The organism is Paraburkholderia sp. Ac-20347 (assembly GCF_017104805.1).
GTDB classification, from domain to species: domain Bacteria; phylum Pseudomonadota; class Gammaproteobacteria; order Burkholderiales; family Burkholderiaceae; genus Paraburkholderia; species Paraburkholderia tropica.
In genome coordinates this window covers 26,919-48,862 of the sequence record NZ_JAAGPN010000032.1, presented here as the reverse complement: position 1 = coordinate 48,862, position 21,944 = coordinate 26,919, and the positions used below count along the sequence as shown (strand labels likewise).

Sequence of the window (21,944 nt, the reverse complement as noted above, 5' to 3'; positions counted from 1 at the left end):
GCGCGCGCGCCTCGCGGCGCGCGCGACGGTGTTCGGCTACAGCCCCGCCGAATCGGGCCACAGCAGCGCCGAGGCGTTGCGGGCCGAAGGCGTCGCCCACGTGATCACCGACATGGCCGCGCTGCCGGCCGTGCTGCAAGGCTGGTCCCCGCACTGAGGCCGCGCCGCGCGTCGTCCCTCGCCGCTATATGTATGGGCGTTTCGCGCGTTTCGCGTGTATCGGCGTGTCCACGTATGGCGCGTCGCTGCAAAGCAAGTAAGCGTGTGTGACAATCTGCACCCGCCGGGCCCCGGCAGCCACCCGGCGTGGCGCGCGCGTCACACGAAGGGCGCGCGGCCGCCACGCGAACGCCGGCTCGATTACTATCCGAGGATGGCGTCGTCAGCCGGAAAAAGATAGTTTGCTACCAAATCGCTTTGGGCTATCATCCCGCCGATGTCGAATCTTCACACCTTACGACTGGCCGTCAGCAGTTCGCTCGTCCTCGCCGCCCGCAAATGGCGCCGCACGACGCATGGCGCGCTCACGGCCTATAACGTCTCCGAAGCCTGCGCCTCGCCGCTGCTGATCGCCGGCCGCCTGGGCGAAGGCGTGCGCCAGGTCACGCTCGCCGAACACGTGGGCATCGAAGGCCCGTCGCTCGTGCGTCTGCTCGATCAGCTCTGCGCCGCCGGCCTCGCCCGTCGCGACGAAGACCCGGACGACCGCCGCGCGAAAACGATTTCACTGACCGACGAAGGCCGCACCGTCACCGCGCACATCGAAGCCGATCTGCGCGATCTGCGCGCGCGCGTGCTCAAGGGCGTGAGCCGGGCGGATCTCGAAGCCACGCTGCGCGTGCTCACCGCCTTCAACGCCCCGGACCCGGCCGAGGGCGCACCCCGGACCGAAAGCTGAAAGCGGCCTCATGACCTACCCGACCCTCCGCGACTGGCTTTTCTCGGTCAAGACGTTCGCCGCGTCGATGCTCGCGCTCTATATCGCGCTGATCTTCCAGTTGCCGCGGCCGTACTGGGCGATGGCGAGCGTCTATATCGTCTCGAATCCGTTTGTCGGCGCAACGCGCTCGAAGGCGCTCTATCGCGCGCTCGGCACCGCGCTCGGCGCAGCCGCCGCGATCGCGCTCGTGCCGCCCTTCGTCGAAACGCCGCTGCTGTTCAGCGTGATCGTGGCGACCTGGACCGGCACGCTGCTCTATCTCGCGATCATGGACCGCACGGCGCGCAGCTATGTGTTCATGCTCGCCGGCTACACGATGCCGCTGATCGCGCTGCCCACCGTGACCGATCCGAGCACGGTGTTCGACGTGGCCATCGCGCGGACCGAGGAGATCACGCTGGGCATCATCTGCGCGAGCGTCGTGGGCAGCAACATCCTGCCGAGCCGCCTCGCGCCCACGCTGATCGAGCGCGCCGACGCCTGGTTCCGCGATGCCGCCTTCTACGGCCGCGAAACGCTCTCGGGCCACATCACGGGCAAGGCGCTTTCGGCTTGCCGCCAGCGTCTCGCGGCGACGGTCAATCAGCTCGAATTCCTGCTGAGCCAGTTGAGCTACGACCACACGCATCCCGAAGTGCTCGCGCGCGCGGAGAATCTGCGCGGACGCATGCAACTGTTTCTGCCGATGATTTCGGCGCTCGCCGACCCGCTGCTGGCCCTGCGCCGCGACCTGCACACGTGGCCCGAAGGCCTCGACGCGCTGCTCGCCGACGCCGCCCAATGGTTCGACGCGCCGCTGCCCACGCGCGCCGCCGAGATGCGCGACGACTCCGGCGACCCCGTCGCGGACAGCCTGCGCGCGCGCATCATCGCGCTGCAGCCGGGCCACGACGCGCTCACGAGCTGGGAAGGCGCGCTGCTCTCGAACGCGCTCTGGCGTCTGGGTCAGGTGATCGACGTCTGGCAGGACTGCCGCTCGCTGCGTGCGCTGATCGCACACGAAGCGGGTTCGTGGCGGCCGCGCTATCGCCATTGGCGTCTGGGCGGCACCGAGCGCTTCTACGATCGCGGCATGATGCTGATTTCGTGCGCCGTGCCGGTGAGCGCGATTCTCGTGGCGTGCTGGCTCTGGGTCAGTTCGGGCTGGCACGACGGCGCGGGCGCGGTGACGCTCGCGGCCGTGGCTTGCTGCTTCTTCGCCGCGCTCGACGAGCCCGCGCCGATGGTGTTCCGCTTCTTCGCCGCGACCGCCGCGAGCGTGGTGTTCGCGGGCCTCTATCTGTTCGTGGTGCTGCCCAAGGTGCACGATTTCCCGATGCTCGTGCTGCTGTTCGCGGGGCCGTTCATCTTGATCGGCACCTTGATACCGCGTCCGCAATTCAACATGGTGACGATGCTCGTGGCCGTGAACACCGCCACCTTCATCAGTATCCAGAGCGCGTACGAGGCCGACTTCCTCGTGTTCCTCAACAGCAATATCGCGGGCGTCGCGGGTCTGCTGTTCGCCTATGTGTGGACGCGCGTGACGCGCCCGTTCGGCGCCGAACTCGCCGCGCGCCGACTGCTGCGTTCGAGCTGGTCCGACGTGGCGCTCTCGGCCTCGGTCGCGCCGCTCGGCGATCAGCGCAATCTGGCCTCGCGCATGCTCGATCGCCTGATGCAGTTGCTGCCGCGTCTCGCGGCCTCCGACGAGCACCGCCATCCGTCGATCGAGAGCTTCCGCGATCTGCGCATCGCGCTCAACGCGCTCGATCTGCGCCGCTCGCGCCGCAAGCTCGACGGCGACGTGCCCGCCGCCATCGACCGCGTGCTCGCCGGCGTCAGCGATCATTACTCGCGCTGCGCGCAAGCGAGCGCGCGCCAGGACGCGCCGCCCGCGCTGCTCGCCACCATCGACGACGCGCTGCATCGCGTGGCCACGCGCGGCATCGCGCAAGGTCTCGGCGACGCGCAGACCGAAAACGCCGCGCCGCCGCGCATGCGCGTCTCGCAGCGCTGGCTGCGCGACACGCTGCACGCGCTGGTCGGGCTGCGTCTCTCGCTGTATCCGACGCTGGTCGCCCAGCGTCCGAGCGGCGATACCTCGGGAGGCAAAGCGTGAGCGCACAACCTTTTTCTGTCTCTGTAAAACCCGCACCATGATCGGCGAAATCGATATCTTCGGCGTGTTCGTGCCGGCCGTGCTCGTGCTGATGCTGATCGCGTACCTCATCAATGTCGTGATCGGCAAGGTGCTCACGCGGGTCGGTTTTTACCGGCTCGTCTGGCATCGCTCCATTTTCGATCTCGGCATTTATGTGTTCGTCCTGGCTGCCGTCATCATCGTGTCGCATCGCTTCGTGAACTAACGTGAACGTGAAAAAAACCTGGTTCTCCGCAGGCCAAATCCTGCTGACGCTCATCGTCGTCGTCGTCGCCGCGCTTGTGCTGTGGCGCATCGTCAACTACTACATGTTCTCGCCGTGGACGCGTGACGGCCACGTGCGCGCCGACGTGATCCAGGTCGCGCCCGACGTGGGCGGCCTCATCACGAACGTCGACGTGGTCGACAATCAGCAGGTCAAGAAAGGCCAGGTGCTGTTCGTGATCGACCAGGCGCGCTACACGCTCGCACTGCGTCTCGCGCAGGCCGCGCTCGAACAGCGCAAGGCCACGCTCGCGCAGGCCAAACGGGAATTCGCGCGCAACATCACGCTCGGCAATCTCGTCGCGAGCGAAACGCTCGAAGAGAGCCGCACGCGCGTCGAACAGGGCGAAGCCGCCGCGGCCGACGCCCAGGTGCAGGTGGACACCGCGAAGCTCAATCTCGAACGCACGACCATCGTGAGTCCGGTTGACGGTTATCTGAACGACCGCGCGCCGCGTGTGGGCGAGTACGTGTCGGCGGGCCGCGCGGTGCTGTCCGTGGTGGACATGCACTCGTTCCGCGTCGACGGCTATTTCGAGGAAACGCGCCTGCACGGCATTCATATCGGCCAGCCGGTCGAGATCACGGTGATGGGCGAAACGCGTCCGCTGCGCGGTCACGTGCAGAGCATCGTCGCGGCCATCGAGGACCGCGATCGTCAGGCGAGCCCGAACCTGTTGCCGAACGTGAACCCGGCGTTCAGCTGGGTGCGTCTTGCGCAGCGCATTCCGGTGCGCGTCGCGCTCGACGAAGTGCCCGACGACTTCCGCATGATCGCGGGCCGCACCGCGACCGTCGCCGTGCGCGCGGACGCCAACGACAAGCAGCGCGCGAAGGACAACGCCAATGGCGCGAGCGGTGCGAGCAGTGTAAGCGGCGCAAGCGCAGCAACGGCCGCGAGCGGAGCCTCGCAATGACGCGCCGCCGCCTCTGGCGCTCGTTTGCACTTGCGCCGCTCACGCTCGCGCTCGGCGCGTGCATGAATCTGGGCCCGAACTACAAGCTGCCGAACGAAGCGCTCGTCAACGCGCCGCTCGCGCAAGGTCCGATCGCGGGCGCGGATAAAGCGCCGGTCTCGCAGGGCGATGTGCCCAACGACTGGTGGCGTCTTTACGACGATCCCACGCTCGATCAGCTCGTGCAGGACGCGCTGCAATCGAACGCGAGCCTGCGCGTGGCCGCCGCGAATCTCGCGCGTTCGCGCGCGGCGCTCGATGTGGCCAACGCGCAAGGCGGCTTCTCGGGCGGCGCGACCGTGGGCTTCCAGCGCGCCCAGGAATCGGCGGAACAATACCTGCTGTTCAGCAAGCTGCCGGTGGAAAACCTCGGCTCGCTCGGCGTGAATGTCTCGTATGAACTCGATCTGTTCGGCAAGCTGCGCCGTGGCGTCGAATCGGCGCAGGCCGAAGACGAAGCCGTGCTGGCCGCTGCCGATCTCGCGCGCATCACCGTGGTCGCCGACGTCGTGCAGGCCTATGTCGAATCGTGCTCGGCGGGCGAGGAACTCGCCATTGCGCAGGAGTCGCTGAAGCTGCAACAGCAGCGCGTGGCGCTCACCAAACGCCTTCGCGACGCGGGCCGCGGCAACCAGCCCGACGTGACGCGCGGCGTGACGCAAGTCCAGACGCTCGCCGCCGACATTCCGCGCTTCCAGGGACGCCAGCGCATCGCGCAATATCAGCTCGCGATGCTGCTCGCGCAGCCGCCGTCGGCGCTGCCGCCGGCCATACTCAGTTGCAACCGCCTGCCGAAGCTCTCGCAGCCGATTCCGGTCGGCGACGGCGCGGCGCTGTTGCGCCGCCGCCCGGATGTGCGCGAAGCCGAACGCCAGCTTGCGTCGGCGACGGCGAAGATCGGCGTGGCGATGGCGGAGATGTATCCGGATATCAGCATCGGCGCGAGCGTCGGCTCGGTCGGTATCGCGAGCGATCTGTTCTCGCCGATCACCAATAGCTGGTCGTTCGGCCCCCTGATCAACTGGACCTTCCCCGCGAACGGCCAGCGCGCACGCGTGCGCGGCGCGCAAGCGGCAACGGCCGGCGCCCTCGCGCATTTCGACGGCGTCGTGCTGAACGCGCTGCGCGAAACGCAGTCGAGCCTCGCCACCTACGCCGCCGATACGCAACGCGCCGATTCGCTGCGCACCGCGTATGGCTCGGCGCAACAGTCCGCCGACGAAACGCATCGGCTCTATTCGGCGGGCCGCGAATCGTTCCTCTCCGATCTCGACGCCACGCGCACGCTCACGGCGGCGCACTCGCAGGTGGCGGCAGCCGAAGGCCAGGTCGCGCTCGATCAGGTCAAGCTGTTCCTCGCGCTCGGCGGCGGCTGGCAGCCCGATCAGGAAAAGCCCGCGCCCGCCGATGCGGCTTCGGGCACGCAGGCCGCCGCGCCCGCGCAATAACTGCAACCTGGCACGGGCGCGCAAGAAGACTCGCGCGCCCGGCTTCGACACTTCACGTTGGCTTACTTCGCTTCGGCGGCCGTCGCGCGATAACGCGCCGCCGGCTGCGATTGACCGAAGTTCGCCGCCATCGCCTGACGCGCGACCTCGAACGTCTTCCACTGCTGATCGTCGGGCAACGGCGGAATGGTGACCGTCTCGCGCAGATCGTAGCCCGCGAGCGCCGCATCGACGAGATCGTCGACTTCCATCACGCCATTCAGTTCGTTCACGTCCTTGCCCGCGTGCGACCAGATATCCGTGCGCGTGGCGCCCGGCAGCACCGCCTGCACATAGACGCCCTTGGGCCCGAGTTCGACGTGTAACCCTTGCGAGAGGAACAGCACGAACGCTTTGGTCGCACCGTAGAGCGTCGCATGATATTCGGGCACGAGACCCAGCACCGACGCCACGTTGACGATCGCGCCCTGCCCTTCGCGCGCGAAACGCGGCGCGACGGCGGTGGCGAGCCGCGCGACCGCCGTGGCGTTCAGCGCGATCAGCTTGCTCACGACCTCGGCGCCTTGGTCGACGAACGTGCCCGCCGCCGCGGTGCCCGCGTTGTTCACCAGCACGCCGATGCGCGCATCGTTCGCGAGCCGCGCTTCCACTTGTTCGAGGTCTGCTTGCTGCGTCAGGTCGGCGCGCAGAATCTCGACATTCACGCCATCGCGCTCGCGCAACCGCGCCGCCAGCGCTTCAAGACGCGACTGATCGCGCGCGACGAGCACGAGATCGTGACCGCGCTGCGCGAAACGATCGGCATAGACCGCGCCAATTCCTGCTGACGCGCCGGTGATCAGAACAACGGGTTTTGCTGACATGGTGACACTCCTTTGTGCATCGATCGGTTTATACATGATGTCCATCATGTATTTTAGTCGAATGATGATGAGCATCATGTATAATGTCAAGCAGAAAATCGAAGTCCGTGGAGAACGCGATGCGAGTCAGTCGTGAGCAGGTGGCGATCAATCGCCAGAAAATTCTGGAAGCGGCCAGCCGCTTGTTCCGCGAGCGCGGCTACGACGCCGTTACGGTCGCCGAGGTCATGAGCGCCGCCGGCCTCACGCACGGCGGCTTTTATGGCTATTTCAAGTCGAAGGACGATCTGATTGCGGAAACGCTCTCGCACGTGTTCGCGCAGGGCGAGGTCGGCGAAACGGATGTGGCGCGTTACGCGGCGCGCTATCTGTCGCGCGCGCATCGCGACAATCTCGCCGGAGGGTGTCCGACCGCGGCGCTGGGCGCGGAAACGGTGCGTCAAACGCCCGAAGCGCGCGCCGTGATGGCGGCGGGCCTCAGGAAGCAGATCGAGCGATTGAGTGCGGCGAAGTCGGCGAGTGGAGACGCTTCCACAGTTGCACGCGCGCGGCGCGCGGCCATCGGCAGCTGGTCGGCGATGGTGGGCGCCGTGATTCTCGCGCGCCTGATCGATGATCCCACGCTCTCGGACGAAATTCTCGACGAGACGCACGCATGGATCGATGACCAGGATCGCGATTCAATTCAAAACATTTAACGGGTCTGGCGAATGTCTGGTGAATGCGCGGCAGTGAAAGCGCTTTCACTGCGATCGAATTGAATGGTTTAGAACGCGAAAACGCGGTGCGCCCCATTGGGATGCACCGCGTTTGCACATTTCATCACGTCAAATCACGCCAATTCCGTGGCGCAATTCACGCTCACTTCATGATAACCGGCGGCGAATACGAGCTGGCCGAACCGCTTTGCGACGAGCCATCGGTCGAAGGACCGTAGCCGCTGCGTGCGGCGAGACGGGCCTGCGCGGCGCGATAATCTTCAGGATAGTAAGGAGACACGACGTTCGGTCTCCAGCCCACCGATTCCAGCTGTTTCAGCTCGTTGCGCACCTGTGCGCGCGTGACAGGACCGTTTTCCGGTTGCGATTGGGCGAACGACACGGCGGGCACCGCGAGCACGGCGGCCAGCGCAACAGCCTTGAGAAGCGACTTCATGACATAACCTCCGGTAACTTGACTTGTCGGTGCAGCGCTTGCTGCGAACCGTTGTTGATAAGTCTAGAAAGTCCGGGCTCCGAGATAAATGTCAGCCAAACGAATTCACTGTTTTCGTGACTCGTATAATCGCGCGCCGATTTTTATCCCTGTTCGCATGATGGGAATGCGCTTCTTTTGTTAAGACATAAGCTTTTTCCCTTATGGAATAAGGCACAGCGGGCGATCACCGCCCAGGCACGCGACGCGGCTCTGGTGCATCATAGCCACTCCGACTCGTCGAAGCGCAAGGAGGAGACAGCGATGGCAACGTGGAAACCGGACCCGACGTTTTACCCCTCGGCCCGTCTCGCCGCCGACGCGGCCCCCGAAAAGCTCGCGTGGGTCGCGAGTTTCGACCCTACTAGCGCGGTGCCGGACTCGCTCGACGTGGTCGATCTCGACCCTGCCTCGCCGGAGTTCGGCCGCATCGTGCATCGTCTCGCGATGCCCCATACCGGCGACGAGCTACATCACTTCGGCTGGAATGCGTGCAGTTCGTGCCTGTGCCCGAACGCGCCGCACGCGCATACGGAGCGCCGCTATCTCGTCGTGCTGGGATTGCGATCGTCGCGTATTCATATTGTCGATACGAAACCCGATCCGCGTCGGCCGCATATTGTGCGCGTCCACGAACCGGAAAGCGTCGCGCAACGTGCGGGCTACACGCGCCCTCATACGGTGCATTGCGGGCCGGATGGCATTTACGTCACCGCGCTCGCCAATGCCGACGGCGAAGCGCCTGGCGGGATCTTCCTGATGGATCACGAGAGCTTCGACATTCTCGGCCAGTGGGAAATCGAACGCGGCCCGCAGGAACTGGCGTACGACGGCTGGTGGCATCTGGGCTTCGACACGGTCGTGACGAGCGAATGGGGCCTGCCCGCGAACTTCGAAAACGGCCTCGTGCCCGAAGTGCTGCTGGGGGGTCAGTACGGTCACCGCCTGCACTTCTGGGACCTGCACACGCGGCGGCACAAGCAGACGCTCGACTTCGGCGCGGAGAATCAGCTCGTCTTCGAACTGCGGCCCGCGCACGATCCCACGCGCCCGTATGGCTTCGTCAATTCCGTGATCAGCCTGAAGGATCTTTCGGCCTCGATCTGGCAGTGGTATCTCGACGGCGATCAATGGGCGGCGCGCAAAATCATTGAGATTCCTGCCGAGCCCGCCGATCCGGAACTGCTGCCGCCGATGCTCAAGGGCTTCGCCGCCGTGCCGCCGCTCGTGACCGATATCGCACTGTCGCTCGACGACCGCTTTCTCTATGTGGCGTGCTGGGGAACCGGCGACCTGCGGCAATACGATGTTTCGGATCCCGAACATCCTAAGTTGACCGGCAGCGTGCGGATCGGCGGCATCGTTTCGCGCGCGACGCATCCGCTCGCGGGCGGACGTGCGCTCAACGGCGGCCCGCAGATGGTCGAAGTGAGTCGCGACGGACGGCGCGTCTATTTCACCAATTCGCTGTATGGCGCGATTGACGGGCAGTTTTATCCCGAAGGAATCGACGGCTGGATGGTGAAGCTCGACGCCGGTCCGGACGGCGGCCTCGCCTTCGACGAGCGCTTTTTCGTGCAATGGCCCAAGACGCATCGACCGCATCAGATCCGGCTGGAAGGCGGCGATTGTTCGTCGGACTCGTATTGCTACCCGTGAGCGTGCGGAGCAATGAGCGGCATCTTCGGCGGCTTTGACGCGCACTGGGCGGCGTGGAGCGCCGTGGTCGGCAGCGGCGTCTTTCACGGCGCGAATCCGGCCATGGGCTGGCTGTTCGCGACGGCGCTGGGCCTGCAACGGCGCAATCGCGGCGCGCTATTGATGGCGTTGCCGCCGATCGCGCTCGGGCATGCGGCTTCCGTGCTGCTGTTCACGAGTTCGATTGCGCTGCTCGGCACGTGGGTGCCGCGTCTCGCGCAAGGCGGTCTGCATTGGGTGCTGGGCGCGCTGCTGATCGGCTGGGCGATCTGGCAGCATGTTTACGGGCATCGGCATCGCGCGCGCGTGGGCATGACCGTGGGATTTCTCGGCCTCGCGGCATGGTCCGCGTTGATGGCGACGCTGCACGGCGCGGGTCTCATGCTCATGCCCGCGATGTTGCCGTTGTGCGGCGCGGGCGGCGTCAATCCGTTGACCGTGTCGTTTTCGTTCACGGCGCTGCATACGCTCGTCACGCTCGCGACGACGGCGATCATCGCACTCGTCGCTTATGAATACGTGGGGCTGGGAATACTAAAGCGCGGCTGGATTAACTTCGACTGGTTATGGCGCGGCGCACTGGTCGCGACGGGGACGTTGGTGATGGCGACGGGTTGAGCGAATGCGAGCGCAGCAAAAAATTACTCGAAGAATTCCTCGTCGATTTTTTTAAGCTCGATGACTTCTTCGACTCGACACCCTACGTTGTATCGAATCATCAATTTCGCCAGTTGACGACCATCGATCAGAACGATGCGTTTGCTAAGGAGATTGGCGGTCTCTTTCGCCGACGAAGAAAAAGCCGACGTCGTCACGAAAAGTCCCTTGGCTGCCTTGAAGCGATCCAGCGAGCCGAAAAAGTCGCGGACCGCACCGGAGCCGATGTTATTTCCGTCCGCATAGCGCTTTGCCTGCACGTAAATGCGATCCAGACCCAACGCGTCTTGATCGATCACGCCGTCCACACCGCCATCGCCGCTTCGGCCCAATGCGCGCCCGGCGTCGCGCGTCGATCCGCCATACCCCATTGCCAGCAGCAATTGAATCACCAGTCTTTCGAAGAATTCGGGAGGCGCCGCAATGACGTGAGCGAGTAAATCGAGGCTCAATTCGGCGTCCAGTTCTGCCTGCGCTTTTCGAATGATTTCGTCGGGCGTCATACCGCTTGCCTGAACGGCCTCGACTGCCGCTAAAGCCGATGGGTCGCTTTCAGCTTCGTTACCTGCTTCGCGGAATGAAACGAATTCGGGGAATTGCGTCAGGAATTTGATGTCGATTTTCTGCGGCGGTTTCGCGAGAATTTCGCGCCCGCGGTCGGTGATCTGAAAATGCGCGCGTCGCGTGAGTTCGACCAGACCGGCTTTGCCGAGATAGCTTTTCGCCCAATGCACGCGATTCGCGAAGGTCGTCTGCTTGCCCGAAGGCAGCAGTTCGGAACGCTCGTCTTCGCTTAAAAGGAATTCGTCAGCCAGAGATTGAACGACATCCGAAATCTTCACTTCACCGCCTTCCGATGCACGCAGAACGGGAAGCATCAAGGTCTGAAAATCGGGGATGGCCATGGCGATCTGGATTCCAATGAAGTGAGCTTAAACAGCACGTGATTGCAGGCGCGTTCCATCGAACAACTTCACGACGCACGCTCGACGCCCCTTATTCTCCCGCCGGAAAATCCGTCGCCAGTCCAGCGTCGCGCCACGTGTCAATATCGGCGAGCGCGGCGCGCAAACGCGCCGCCACCGCATCCACACCGAATGCGCCGAGCACGAAATGACGCGGCGGCGATTCCACTTCCGTGATGCGAATAATCGCTTGCGCGGCGCGCGCCGGATCGCCCGGCTGATGGCCGCTGCCTTCTGCCGTGCGCTGCATGCGCGCGCCCGCGGTTTCCGCGTAATCGGCAATTCGATTCGGCGTCTGCACGAGCGAGCGCCCCGCCCATTCGGTGCGGAACGGTCCCGGCTCCACACAGGTCACCTTGATGCCGAGCGGCCCCGCCTCCGCGAGCAAGGCGTCGGAGAATCCCTCTACGGCGTGTTTGCTGGCCGCGTAATACCCCGAACCCGGAAAGCCCGCGAGTCCCGCCACCGACGTAATGTTGATCACGTGCCCGCGTTTCTGCTCGCGCATGACCGGCAGCACCGCGCGCGTCAGCGCAAACAGACCGAACACATTCGCATCGAATTGCGCGCGAATCTGCGTCTCTTCGCCTTCTTCAATCGAGCTTTGATAACCATAACCGGCGTTATTCACGAGCACATCGATCGCGCCAAAACGTTCGCGCGCTTGCGCAACGGCCGCAGCAATCTGCGCCGGATCGGTCACGTCGAGCGAGACGCGCAGCAAACGCTCGCCCGCCTCGGGCGCGAGATCGTCAAGCGCGGCCTTGTTACGTGCGGTCGCGATGCAGCGCCAGCCGCGCGCCAGCACGGCGCGCGCGAACTCGCGGCCGAAGCCGATCGAGCAGCCGGTGATGAACCAGACGGGTGTTGCGTTCGGGGAAGCATTCGAAGAATTCGCCGACATAACAGAGCCTCGCAGACGTTGAAACAGCGGACGTTGACACTGCAGACGTGAACGCGCGCCAGCTCAGCGCGCGAAAGGCAATCGGAAGGCGTGCGCGGCCGGGCGGAAGGTCGAATGACACGGCGCGTGCGCGCATCGATGATAACGGCAACGCGCCGTCCGTGCAGAGCGCAGCGCGCATGCCTGCCCGCCTGCCCCCCCCCGCCCACCCCAGCGCCAAATCGCGAGGCCATGTACCATACGGCGCTCGCGCCCACGCGCCCCGCTTAACCCGTCTGCATTCAACGTATTCGCCGGAGTCAACCCGATGTCCACCCTCAGCACGCCCGAGACCGCCGCCCAGAACGCCACCGAAGCACTCGAAGCGCGTTACGGCACGCCCTGGAGCGCGCCGCTGCCCGCCTGGAACGCCACGCTCGACACGCTGCTCGCGCATCGTTCGGTGCGCAATTACGCCAAAAAGCCGCTGCCCGAAGGCACGCTCGAAACGCTGATCGCCGCGGCGCAATCGGCGTCCACGTCGTCGAATCTGCAAACGTGGAGCGTCGTCGCTGTCGAGGACCCGGAACGCAAGGCACGTCTGTCGAAGCTCGCCGCCGATCAATCGCAGGTCCGCGAAGCTCCGCTCTTTCTCGTCTGGCTCGCCGACCTCAACCGCCTGGAAGCCGCCGCGCAACGCACGTCCGCGAGCGCCGAAGGCCTGCACTATATGGAAACGCTGCTGGTCGGCGTGATCGATGCCGCCCTCGCCGCGCAGAACGCCGTGGTCGCGCTCGAATCGCTCGGCCTGAGCTCGGTGTATATCGGCGCGATCCGCAACCAGCCCGAACAGGTCGCCGCCGAACTCGGTTTGCCGCCGCGCGTGATGCCCGTGTTCGGCCTCTGCGTGGGTTACGCGGACGAGTCGCGCCCGGCGCAGGTCAAGCCGCGTCTGCCGCAAAGCGTGGTGCTGCATCGCGAGCAATACGACGCGCCGACGCAAACCGACGGCATCGCCCACTACGACGAGGTGATGGGCGCATTCCAGACCGCGCAAGGCCTGAGCGCCGCCGGCTGGACTTCGCGCTCGCTCGCACGCTGGCGCAGCCGCGAGTCGCTGCATGGCCGCGACCGTCTGCGCGACGCGCTCCAGGCGCTCGGCTTCGAACTGCGTTAATCCTCGCCGCGCGGACGACCGCATCGATATCATCAGCATACCGAAGCATTTGAATGAAGGAGCTACGAAGATGAAAGTCGCCATCATGGGTGCGGGCGCGGTCGGCTGCTATTACGGCGGCATGCTCGCGCGCGCGGGACACGACGTCGTGCTGATCGGTCGCGAGCAGCACGTCGAGGTGATCGAACGCGAAGGCTTGCGTCTGGAAACGCAGACTTTCGACGAGCGCATCGGCGCACCGCATCTGCGCGCCAGCACGCGCCCCGATGCGGTGGCGGGCGCGCAACTCGTGCTGTTCTGCGTGAAGTCGCCCGACACGGAAAGCGCGGGCGAGTCGATCAAACCGCATCTCGGCGCGGACACGCTGGTGCTCACGCTGCAGAACGGCGTCGATAACGCCGAGCGTTTGCGCACGGTGATTACGCAGGACGTCGCCGCCGCCGTAGTGTACGTGGCGACGGAAATGGCCGGCCCCGGTCACGTGCGCCATCATGGTCGCGGCGAACTCGTGATCGAGCCTTCGCGCAGCAGCGAAGCGGTCGCGCAAACGTTGATCGACGCGGACGTCCCCACCGAAATCTCGGCGAACGTACGCGGCGCGCTCTGGGCGAAGCTGATTCTGAATTGCGCGTACAACGCGCTTTCGGCGATCACGCAATTGCCGTATGGACGCCTCGTTGAAGGCACGGGCGTGCGCGACGCGATGCACGACGTCGTCGAAGAATGCAAGGCCGTGGCGCATGCCGATGGCGTGACGCTGCCGCCCGATGTGGAAGCCGCCGTGCGCCGTATCGCCGAAACCATGCCGGGCCAGTTCTCGTCCACCGCGCAGGATCTCGCGCGCGGCAAGCGCAGCGAGATCGATCATCTGAATGGTCTGATCGTGCGGCGCGGCACCGCGCTCGGCGTGGCCACGCCCGCGAACCGCCTGCTTCATACGCTCGTCAAACTCATCGAGGACAAGGCGCACGGCGCGCTTTGATATCCCCGATCACGTCCCAGCGCCGCCGCATCAGCCTGCGAACAAGCCAGGCGGTTGCGGCGGCAGCTTCACGCGAAAGATCGCGAAACGCCCATTGCGCGGATAGCCATTCGAGAAGTTCAATTCGTGCAGATGTGAATCTGCGAAATACAGATAATCATTCTGGAGTGCGAATCCATCGGCCCATGACACCTTGCCGGGCTCATCGACGAGTGTGCGTTGAGTAAAGGCCGGCTTGCCGTTGCGCGCGACGAGCGTGAGCGCCACCACCGTGCGCTTTTCGAGGTCGCCGCCGTAGAGCGTGCCATCCGCGCCCATCAGCAGGCCGCCCGTGAGCGCGTAATCGCCGAGATATTGCACGCGCTTCGCGAGCGCTTGCGGCGAGAGCGATTCGTCGATGAGCGCTTCCGTCGGCGCGCGCCAATAATGATGATCGGTGAGCGGGCGGTAATAGAGCCAGTCGCGTTGCGGCGAGAGCGCGATGCCGTCGGTTTGCAGCATGAGCACCTGACCGTCGAGCTTGCGCGCCACGCGGTCGCCGAACATCAGATGCTGATGCGGATCGGACACGCTCGACCGGTCGCCTGCGAGCACGAGGCGCGCGCGGCCGTCGCTCAAACGCGCGACCACCACGCCGCCGCGATTGCCCGCGTTGCTGATGAACGCGTAGCCGTGCTGCAGATCGATGCGCACGTCGTTGATCGAATCGGCGGCCGTGACGGCCGACTCGAACGTATACGTGCGCACGGGCGTGCCCTTGCCGATATCGAACTGCACGAGTTTGGGCGGCTGCAGACCCTGATCGACCGAGGGCAGCGACGAATCGAGCACCCACAGGCGGTCGCGCTCGTCCACCCAGAGCGCCTGCGCGGAAATCCACTGACGTTCACCCGAACGATGCGGCTGGTATGTGTTCCAGCTCGTGTCGGGAAACGGCAGCAGACTGCCGCTACGCAGATCGACTTCGACGACACTGAAACGCGATCGATGCACCGACGAAGGCGCAGTCGCAAAGACGCGGCCCGCTTTCGACACACCAATGCCGACGAGTCGAAAATCGTCACCAAAGGTCGCGACTGTTTCGAGTTTCGCACCAGCGGGCGCGGGCTGTTTTGAATCCGCCGGATTGGCGGCGCTCGCAGCGTGCGCCGCATTGGCAGACAGAAAAGCGGGTAAAGCCGCGCTATAAACCGCGGCGCCCAGCCCGGCGACGAAGCGTCTGCGCGAGCGCAGGAAGGAATGCACGGCGTCCATGCTGTCTCCTCGCGGTTGGGAAACCGTGCGTCTGCACGGCCCTCGCTGATGATGTGGCAGCCGCGAGGCCGTGTTGGTTCCCTTGAAACCCGCAATGAGCGAATGCCGTGCCCGTCTTTATCCGCACGGCATTAGTCCTTCGGCGCTTCACGTTCGAAAACAAGCAGCGTCGAGGTCGCCGATGCGTAGAGCTTGCCAGCCGCATCGGTAATCGACGCCTCCGCGAAGGCCGCGCGGCGGCCGATGCTCAGCACGCGCCCTTCGGCGCGCACCGGGCCCGTGTTCGCGGTCATGGGGCGGTGGTATGCCACCTTGAGTTCGAGCGTGGTGTAGCCCTGATTTGGCGCGAGGCGCGAATGGGCCGCGCAGCCGCAAGCGGAATCGAGCAGCGTGGCCGCGTAGCCGCCGTGCACCGTGCCGATAGGGTTGTACGCGTGCAGTCCCGGCACGCCTTCGAACACGACGCGGCCTTCATCGACTTCGACGAGCTTGAAGCTAAGCGTTTCGCCGATGGGCGCGCTGCGCCCGCTTGCGAGCATGCGCTGGAGTTGTTCGAGGCCGCTCAGGTCGGCGGGCAATTCAGCAACGAGGTTCATGGCAGTCCGGTCTCCGTCGGGTTGCGCGGTGGCGCATTCGTGCATCCATGCACCGATGCGTGCGTATGCACAGATGCGCCCAAAAAAGTGGACGGCGCGCGCCTGACGCAATGCATTCATCAATGCGCAATGCGATGCGCGCGCCGCCGTCCCGACATCCTACCGCGTTGCGAACGATCGTGCACAAATCGTTTTCGACCTGAACCGACGCTCCATTCCAGACGGTATCCGCCCTCAAATCCGTCAATACGTTTCGAGGTGCAGCCGCCCTTCCCGCTTGAGCCGCTCCCACAACGCCTCCCAACCGATGCCATGCGCCTCCGCGATCTCGGCGAGCGCCTGCAGCACGCCGTCTTCCATGCCCTTGAGTCCGCAGACATACACATGCGTGTTGCCATCCGCGAGCAGCGGCGCGACATCGGTTGAGCGCTCGCGCATGGCGTCCTGCACATAGCGCCTGGGTTGGCCAGGCGTGCGCGAAAACGCCAGATTGGTATCGATGAAGTCTTTCGGCAAATTCATCAGCGGGCCGAAATAAGGCAATTCCGACTGCGTGCGTGCGCCGAAGAACAGCATCAGTTTTCCCGTCGCGCCTTTGAGCCGGCCGCGCCGGCGATACTCCGTCATTGCGCGCATCGGCGCGGAACCGGTGCCGGTACAAATCATCAGCAAATGCGAGTTCGGATGATTCGGCATCAGGAAGGTATTGCCGAATGGTCCGATGACGCTCACCACGTCGCCCTTTTTTAAATCGCAGAGATAATTCGAACACACGCCGCGCGCGGCATTGCCGGCATGATCGTGCGTCACGCGCTTCACGGTCAGCGAGACATTGTTATAGCCGGGCCGCTCGCCGTCACGCGGACTCGCGATCGAATACTGGCGCGCGTGATGCGCACGGCCATCGGCGCCCGCACCAGGCGGCAGAATGCCGATCGACTGGCCTTCGAGCACAGGAAACGGTAGCGCGCCGAAATCGAGCACGATGTGATGAATATCGCTTGGCGTCGTGTCGTCGGTGAGACGATAGTTGCCGACCACGGTCGCGGTCGTCGGCGCCTTGTGCGTGTAGAGATTCACATAAGGACGCGCCGCCGACCACGGCGGCACGGTCGAACCGCGCACGAGATCCGAACTGGCAATAGGCGCATCGGGCGCTTCAGCAGCGAGGTCTTGAGGCGCGTTGTCATTGTCCGCCGATACGGGCGCGCTCACGGTAGGATTCTGCGTCGGCAATTCATCCCACGAATACTGCTCGTCGACGGTATACGCATTCGCCTTGAACACGTTGCGCCAATTGTCGATTGCGCCCGTCGGGCACGGCGGCACGCATGCCATGCAGCCGTTGCAGACATCGGCCTTCACTACGTAATTCGTGCCGTCGTGCGTAACCGCATCGATCGGACAGGTTTCTTCACAGGTATTGCAGCGAATGCAGATCTCGGGATCGATCAAATGCTGCCTGATGATGTCCACGGGAACCGGTCCGTTCATGATTGTCTCCCTGCCTGCCACGCCGTCTTTCAGTTGAAGCGCACGTACTCGAAATCGACGGGCTGGCGATTGATGCCCATTGCAGGCGGCGCAATCCAGTTAGCGAACTTGCCGGGCTCCACCACGCGGCCCATCAATGACGCCACATACGCGCGATCCTCCGCCGTGGGCAGCCAGGTCGCCTCGTTCGCGGCCCATTGCGCCTCGTCGATTACGCGGCCATCGGGCGCCACGCGCAAGCCCGCGAACGTGCCGATCTGCCGGTTGAACGCTTTGTGCGGCACGCTCAGGCGAAAGCCGATACCGGCCTTTTCCAGCACCTTGTTCCAGCGATTCACGCCCGCCACCGAGTCCTTGATGTAATCGTCGCGCAGCACTTCGTTCATGGCATTGAGCATCGGTACCTCGCGCTCGACGAGCTTGCCCTCCTGCACGTCGAGCAGCCGATAATGCTGGCCTTCGAGACGGTGATCGTCGTCGCGCTTCGTTTCCTCGTAGCGGCCCTTGAGACCGGAGCTGTAAAACGTCGCGGCATTCGACGAATGATCGGCGCCGAACAGGTCGATCGTCACCGAATAATGAAAGTTCAGATAACGCTGGATCGTGTCGAGGTCGATCACGCCCGCCGCTCGCAGACGCGCCGCGTCGTCGGTGCCCAGTTCGTTGATCGCTTGCGCCGTGCGCTGCACCACGCGCGACACGCCCGACTCGCCGACGAACATGTGATGCGCCTCTTCGGTCAACATGAATTTCGTGGTGCGCGCGAGCGGATCGAATCCCGATTCGGCGAGCGCGGAGAGCTGAAATTTGCCGTCGCGATCGGTGAAATACGTGAACATGAAAAACGCCAGCCAGTCGGGCGTTCGCTCATTGAACGCGCCCAGAATGCGCGGATTGTCGTCGTCGCCCGAACGGCGCTCCAGCAATGCTTCGGCCTCCTCACGACCATCGCGACCGAAGTAGCGATGCAGCAGATACACCATCGCCCACAAATGCCGCCCTTCCTCGACGTTCACCTGAAAAAGATTCCGCAGGTCGTACATCGACGGTGCGGTCAACCCCAGATGACGCTGCTGCTCGACCGAAGCCGGTTCGGTATCGCCCTGCGTGACGATAATGCGGCGCAGGTTCGCGCGATGCTCACCCGGCACCTCCTGCCACGCGGGCTCGCCCTTGTGCGCGCCGAAATGAATCTTGCGATCCGCTTCGCCAGGCGTGAGAAAAATTCCCCAGCGATAGTCGGGCATCTTCACGTGATCGAAATGTGCCCAACCGCCCGCATCCACGCTCACGGCCGTGCGCAGATACACGTCGAAACCGTGCGAGCCGTCCGGCCCCATGTCGCCCCACCACGAAAGAAAATTCGGCTGCCATTGTTCGAGCGCGCGCTGAAGCGCGCGGTCGTCGGCAAGATTGACGTTGTTCGGAATCTTTTCGCTGTAGTTAATGGTGGACATATCGGTTCCTTGCGGCGATCTGCTTCGAATCGCGCGCGAATAAAGTGCGATTCAAACGAAGGTCAAACACGAAACTCACACGCGCGACGCGTCGAACTGAGCCTTGCTGCCCTTGCCGTACACCTTGAGCGCGCCCTTTTCGCCCACCGCATTCGGGCGATTGAAGATCCAGTTCTGCCATGCGGAGAGGCGGCCGAAGATGCGCGTCTCCATCGTCTCCGGTCCATTGAAGCGCAGATTGGCTTCGAGTCCCGTGAGTGCATCGGGCGACATCGCCGCGCGTTCTTCCAGTGCGATGCGAATTTCGTCGGCCCAGTCGATATCGTCGGGCGCGGCGGTCACGAGCCCGAGTCGCTCGGCTTCCACGGGCTTGACCGGCTGGCCGATCTTTTCGCGCACCGCGTCGAGCGGTTCCGCTTCGCCATAGAAACGCCGCGCGAGCCGCGACTCATTCGTAACCATCGGATAGATTCCGAAATTTGCTTCGGATAACGTAATAACAGGCTCTTCGTCTTCATTCGAAGGCAGCGCCGCCATATAGGTGCGGTCGGCGGCAAACGCGAATTCCGCGAAGGTGCCCGCGAAACACGAGCCAGGTTCGATCAGCGCGAACAGCGAACGCGACGATACATCGATGCGCGCGAGCGTTCGGCGCAACATGCCGATGGTTTCGCGCACGAACCAGTGATCGCGATGAGCGAGCAGCGCGGCATCGGCGGCCAGCACGGCACGCGCGTCGCCTTCGGTCTTGAGCAGCCATGTGCCGATGTCGAGTTCGTTGCTGCGCATCGAGAGAATCGCGTCGTCCAGTTCGCGCGCGAATTGAAGCGGCCACCAGGACGCGCCCGCCGCCACGATCGCGTCGATGCCTTCCGGCAGCGGCTCGACCGGCGCTTTCGCCGTAAAAGTGGCCGTGCGTTTCGCGCGGTCGATCGTCACGTCGAGCCAGGCATAACTCAAGCCGTTCTCGTGTTCGACGCGCGCCACCCGCGTCAGCGCGACGCCCTGGGCATCCACGGGACGATCGCTCGTCGCAGCCAGTTCGAGCGCGCGCGCCTGCACGGCCTGGCGGAACTGGTTCGGCTTCACGACATCGTCGACGAGACGCCACGCTTTTGCGCGCTCGCCGCGTATGCCTTCCACCACCGTGCAGAAGATATCGGCGCGATCGTGGCGCACCTTGCGCTTGTCGGTCAGACGCGTGAGGCCGCCCGTGCCAGGCAACACGCCGAGCAACGGCACTTCGGGCAGCGCGACGGTCGACGAGCGGTCGTCCACGAGCAGGATCTCGTCGCAGGCGAGCGCGAGTTCATAACCGCCGCCCGCGCACGCGCCATTCACCGCCGCAATGAATTTGAGGCCCGAATGGCGCGACGCATCTTCCATGCCGTTGCGCGTTTCGTTCGTGAACTTGCAGAAGTTGACCTTCCACGCATGCGATGAAAGGCCGAGCATGAAGATATTCGCGCCCGAGCAGAACACGCGCTCTTTCAGGCTCGTGAGCACCACCGTGCGCACTTCGGGATGTTCGAAACGGATGCGCTGGAGCGCATCGTGCAATTCGATATCGACGCCCAGATCATAGGAATTGAGTTTGAGCTTGTAGCCGTCGCGAATGCCGCCGTCTTCGGCGATATCGAGGCCGAGCGTGGCGATGGCGCCGTCGAATGTGAGCGTCCAGTGTCGATACTGCGAGGGATCGGTGCGGTAATCGACTCGCGCGGGGAGCGCGGCGTCTTGCGGGGCGAGGACGGTTTCGGCGGCGGCCATGGGCGTCTCCTGGGGTGTTTGCCTTATCGTTTCAATGAACGATAGTGCAACACCTCACCCATGTAAAGCACTTTAATGCACATCAAGCCGGTGCGATGGGTAAACCATGAACTGTAATGCAGGATGAGCAGGCGGCCCGCGCATGCCGCGCGACTCCGCCCTTCAAATGATTCAGTCGATTCAATCGACCCGCATCGGCAACTCCGCGCCCAGCCGCGCGGCCAGCCGGTCGCGCAATTGCAGATAGGCATCGGCCAACGTGCGTTCGCTGGTGTCGAAGCTCATGTCCGCGCGTCCGTACAGTTCGGCGCGGCCCGCGAGAATCCGCTTGAGATCGTCCATCGCCTCGCTATTGCCCGCGTGACCCGACATCGGACGCAGGTCGCCTTGCGCCACCACGCGACGCATGTGGTCCTCGGGCGCAGCCTGCAGCCAGACCGTGAAGCAGTGCGCGAGCAGCGCGTTGAAGGTCGCGGGCTCGGAAACGAGGCCGCCGGGCGAAGCGATCACCGCGCGCGGATGCTCCGCAATCACCGCCTCCAGCGCGCGCTGCTCGTAACGGCGATACGCGCTCGCGCCATAGAGCGAATGGATTTCCGAAGGCGGGCAGCCCGCCATCTGCTCGATCACGCGCGTGAGTTCGACGAACGGCACCTTGCGTTCCTGCGCGAGCATGCGGCCGAGCGTGGATTTGCCCGCGCCGCGCAGGCCGATCAGCGCGATGCGTTCGTTGCGATGCGGGTCGGCGGGCGCCTGCGCGAACATCTCGGCGAGCGCGACGCGCGCGCGATGCAGCGCGGCCGGATCGCGCCCTTGCAGCAGCTCGCGAATCAACAGCCATTCCGCCGACGAGGTGGTGATGTCGCCAGTCACTTCGGCGAGCGCGCAATTGAGCGTGATGGCGATCTGGCGCAGCACCAGCACGGAAGCATTGCCCACGCCCGACTCGAGATTCGCGAGATGCCGCTCGGACAGGCCTGTTTCCGCCGCCAGCGCCTTGCGCGTCATGCCACGGCGCGCGCGCAGCATGCGCACGCGCTCGCCCATCGCCGTGAGAAACGGATCGCGTTCCGCCCGTTCGCCGCGCGCGCCCTCCTGCGCCTCGGCAACCTCGGCGGCCTCGTCCGCCTGCGGCTCGGCAACCGGTTCGACAACGTCTGTTTGCTTCATCTTCAGAAACCTCTCAGCGCGATTTTATGTACT

Annotated in this window: 20 protein-coding genes and 1 pseudogene; 11 read left to right on the top strand and 10 right to left on the bottom strand. The window is 64.5% G+C overall.

Features of this window, described 5'->3' with window-relative positions; genetic code table 11:
* From G3N97_RS39365 to G3N97_RS09385, 6 genes and pseudogenes are all read left to right on the top strand, one after another.
* Nucleotides 1-157, top strand: a pseudogene (locus G3N97_RS39365) (HAD family hydrolase); the annotation flags it as partial.
* Nucleotides 158-436: 279 nt separating this feature from the next.
* Nucleotides 437-898, top strand: a complete 462-nt coding sequence (locus G3N97_RS09405; protein WP_205992967.1) for a MarR family transcriptional regulator — start codon at nucleotides 437-439, stop codon at nucleotides 896-898.
* Nucleotides 899-908: 10 nt separating this feature from the next.
* On the top strand, nucleotides 909-3,041 hold the full coding sequence (locus G3N97_RS09400) for an FUSC family protein (RefSeq protein WP_205992966.1): 2,133 nt from the start codon (nucleotides 909-911) through the stop codon (nucleotides 3,039-3,041).
* Between the two features lie 37 nt (nucleotides 3,042-3,078).
* The gene (locus tag G3N97_RS09395) at nucleotides 3,079-3,288 is read left to right on the top strand and encodes a DUF1656 domain-containing protein (protein ID WP_027818583.1); all 210 of its coding nucleotides are present in this window, start codon (nucleotides 3,079-3,081) and stop codon (nucleotides 3,286-3,288) included.
* Between the two features lie 7 nt (nucleotides 3,289-3,295).
* Nucleotides 3,296-4,264: an HlyD family secretion protein gene (locus G3N97_RS09390; protein ID WP_205992970.1), complete on the top strand. Its 969-nt coding sequence runs from the start codon at nucleotides 3,296-3,298 to the stop codon at nucleotides 4,262-4,264.
* Complete coding sequence (locus G3N97_RS09385; RefSeq protein WP_205992965.1) at nucleotides 4,261-5,751, top strand: efflux transporter outer membrane subunit; 1,491 nt, start codon at nucleotides 4,261-4,263, stop codon at nucleotides 5,749-5,751. The genes G3N97_RS09390 and G3N97_RS09385 overlap by 4 nt, the downstream gene beginning before the upstream one ends.
* A gap of 62 nt (nucleotides 5,752-5,813) precedes the next feature.
* On the opposite strand, the gene G3N97_RS09380 is transcribed toward G3N97_RS09385, so the two are convergent.
* Nucleotides 5,814-6,614, bottom strand: coding sequence for an SDR family oxidoreductase (locus G3N97_RS09380; RefSeq protein ID WP_205992964.1), 801 nt, complete (start codon nucleotides 6,612-6,614; stop codon nucleotides 5,814-5,816).
* Nucleotides 6,615-6,733: 119 nt separating this feature from the next.
* Between G3N97_RS09380 and G3N97_RS09375 the strand changes: the two genes are divergently transcribed.
* Complete coding sequence (locus tag G3N97_RS09375) at nucleotides 6,734-7,312, top strand: TetR/AcrR family transcriptional regulator (protein WP_205992963.1); 579 nt, start codon at nucleotides 6,734-6,736, stop codon at nucleotides 7,310-7,312.
* A 163-nt stretch (nucleotides 7,313-7,475) separates the two neighbouring features.
* Here the strand turns inward: G3N97_RS09375 and G3N97_RS09370 are convergent, their stop codons facing one another.
* Nucleotides 7,476-7,769, bottom strand: a complete 294-nt coding sequence (locus G3N97_RS09370) for a DUF4148 domain-containing protein (protein ID WP_205992962.1) — start codon at nucleotides 7,767-7,769, stop codon at nucleotides 7,476-7,478.
* 303 nt (nucleotides 7,770-8,072) lie between these two features.
* On the opposite strand from G3N97_RS09370, the gene G3N97_RS09365 reads away from it, so the two are divergent.
* Together G3N97_RS09365 and G3N97_RS09360 are read left to right on the top strand one after the other, a co-directional pair.
* Entirely contained in the window at nucleotides 8,073-9,467 is a 1,395-nt protein-coding gene (locus tag G3N97_RS09365; RefSeq protein ID WP_205992961.1) for a selenium-binding family protein, read from the top strand.
* Nucleotides 9,468-9,479: 12 nt separating this feature from the next.
* On the top strand, nucleotides 9,480-10,124 hold the full coding sequence (locus G3N97_RS09360) for a hypothetical protein (protein ID WP_205992960.1): 645 nt from the start codon (nucleotides 9,480-9,482) through the stop codon (nucleotides 10,122-10,124).
* A 23-nt stretch (nucleotides 10,125-10,147) separates the two neighbouring features.
* On the opposite strand, the gene G3N97_RS09355 is transcribed toward G3N97_RS09360, so the two are convergent.
* Nucleotides 10,148-11,068, bottom strand: coding sequence for a restriction endonuclease (locus G3N97_RS09355; protein ID WP_205992959.1), 921 nt, complete (start codon nucleotides 11,066-11,068; stop codon nucleotides 10,148-10,150).
* A 91-nt stretch (nucleotides 11,069-11,159) separates the two neighbouring features.
* Complete coding sequence (locus G3N97_RS09350) at nucleotides 11,160-12,032, bottom strand: oxidoreductase (protein ID WP_205992958.1); 873 nt, start codon at nucleotides 12,030-12,032, stop codon at nucleotides 11,160-11,162.
* Between the two features lie 307 nt (nucleotides 12,033-12,339).
* On the opposite strand from G3N97_RS09350, the gene G3N97_RS09345 reads away from it, so the two are divergent.
* Nucleotides 12,340-13,188, top strand: coding sequence for an NADPH-dependent oxidoreductase (locus tag G3N97_RS09345; RefSeq protein WP_205992957.1), 849 nt, complete (start codon nucleotides 12,340-12,342; stop codon nucleotides 13,186-13,188).
* 70 nt (nucleotides 13,189-13,258) lie between these two features.
* Nucleotides 13,259-14,170, top strand: coding sequence for a 2-dehydropantoate 2-reductase (locus G3N97_RS09340; RefSeq protein ID WP_205992956.1), 912 nt, complete (start codon nucleotides 13,259-13,261; stop codon nucleotides 14,168-14,170).
* Between the two features lie 30 nt (nucleotides 14,171-14,200).
* Here the strand turns inward: G3N97_RS09340 and G3N97_RS09335 are convergent, their stop codons facing one another.
* The 6 genes from G3N97_RS09335 to G3N97_RS09310 form a co-directional block, all read right to left on the bottom strand.
* Complete coding sequence (locus G3N97_RS09335) at nucleotides 14,201-15,424, bottom strand: L-dopachrome tautomerase-related protein (RefSeq protein ID WP_205992955.1); 1,224 nt, start codon at nucleotides 15,422-15,424, stop codon at nucleotides 14,201-14,203.
* Between the two features lie 131 nt (nucleotides 15,425-15,555).
* The gene (locus G3N97_RS09330) at nucleotides 15,556-16,020 is read right to left on the bottom strand and encodes a PaaI family thioesterase (RefSeq protein WP_205992954.1); all 465 of its coding nucleotides are present in this window, start codon (nucleotides 16,018-16,020) and stop codon (nucleotides 15,556-15,558) included.
* Nucleotides 16,021-16,263: 243 nt separating this feature from the next.
* Nucleotides 16,264-17,514: a benzoyl-CoA 2,3-epoxidase subunit BoxA gene (boxA, locus tag G3N97_RS09325; RefSeq protein ID WP_205992953.1), complete on the bottom strand. Its 1,251-nt coding sequence runs from the start codon at nucleotides 17,512-17,514 to the stop codon at nucleotides 16,264-16,266.
* Nucleotides 17,515-17,543: 29 nt separating this feature from the next.
* The gene (gene boxB, locus G3N97_RS09320) at nucleotides 17,544-18,971 is read right to left on the bottom strand and encodes a benzoyl-CoA 2,3-epoxidase subunit BoxB (RefSeq protein WP_205992952.1); all 1,428 of its coding nucleotides are present in this window, start codon (nucleotides 18,969-18,971) and stop codon (nucleotides 17,544-17,546) included.
* Between the two features lie 75 nt (nucleotides 18,972-19,046).
* Nucleotides 19,047-20,741, bottom strand: a complete 1,695-nt coding sequence (gene boxC / locus G3N97_RS09315) for a 2,3-epoxybenzoyl-CoA dihydrolase (protein WP_205992951.1) — start codon at nucleotides 20,739-20,741, stop codon at nucleotides 19,047-19,049.
* 180 nt (nucleotides 20,742-20,921) lie between these two features.
* Nucleotides 20,922-21,911, bottom strand: a complete 990-nt coding sequence (locus G3N97_RS09310) for a helix-turn-helix transcriptional regulator (RefSeq protein WP_241030485.1) — start codon at nucleotides 21,909-21,911, stop codon at nucleotides 20,922-20,924.
* Nucleotides 21,912-21,944 lie beyond the last annotated feature (33 nt).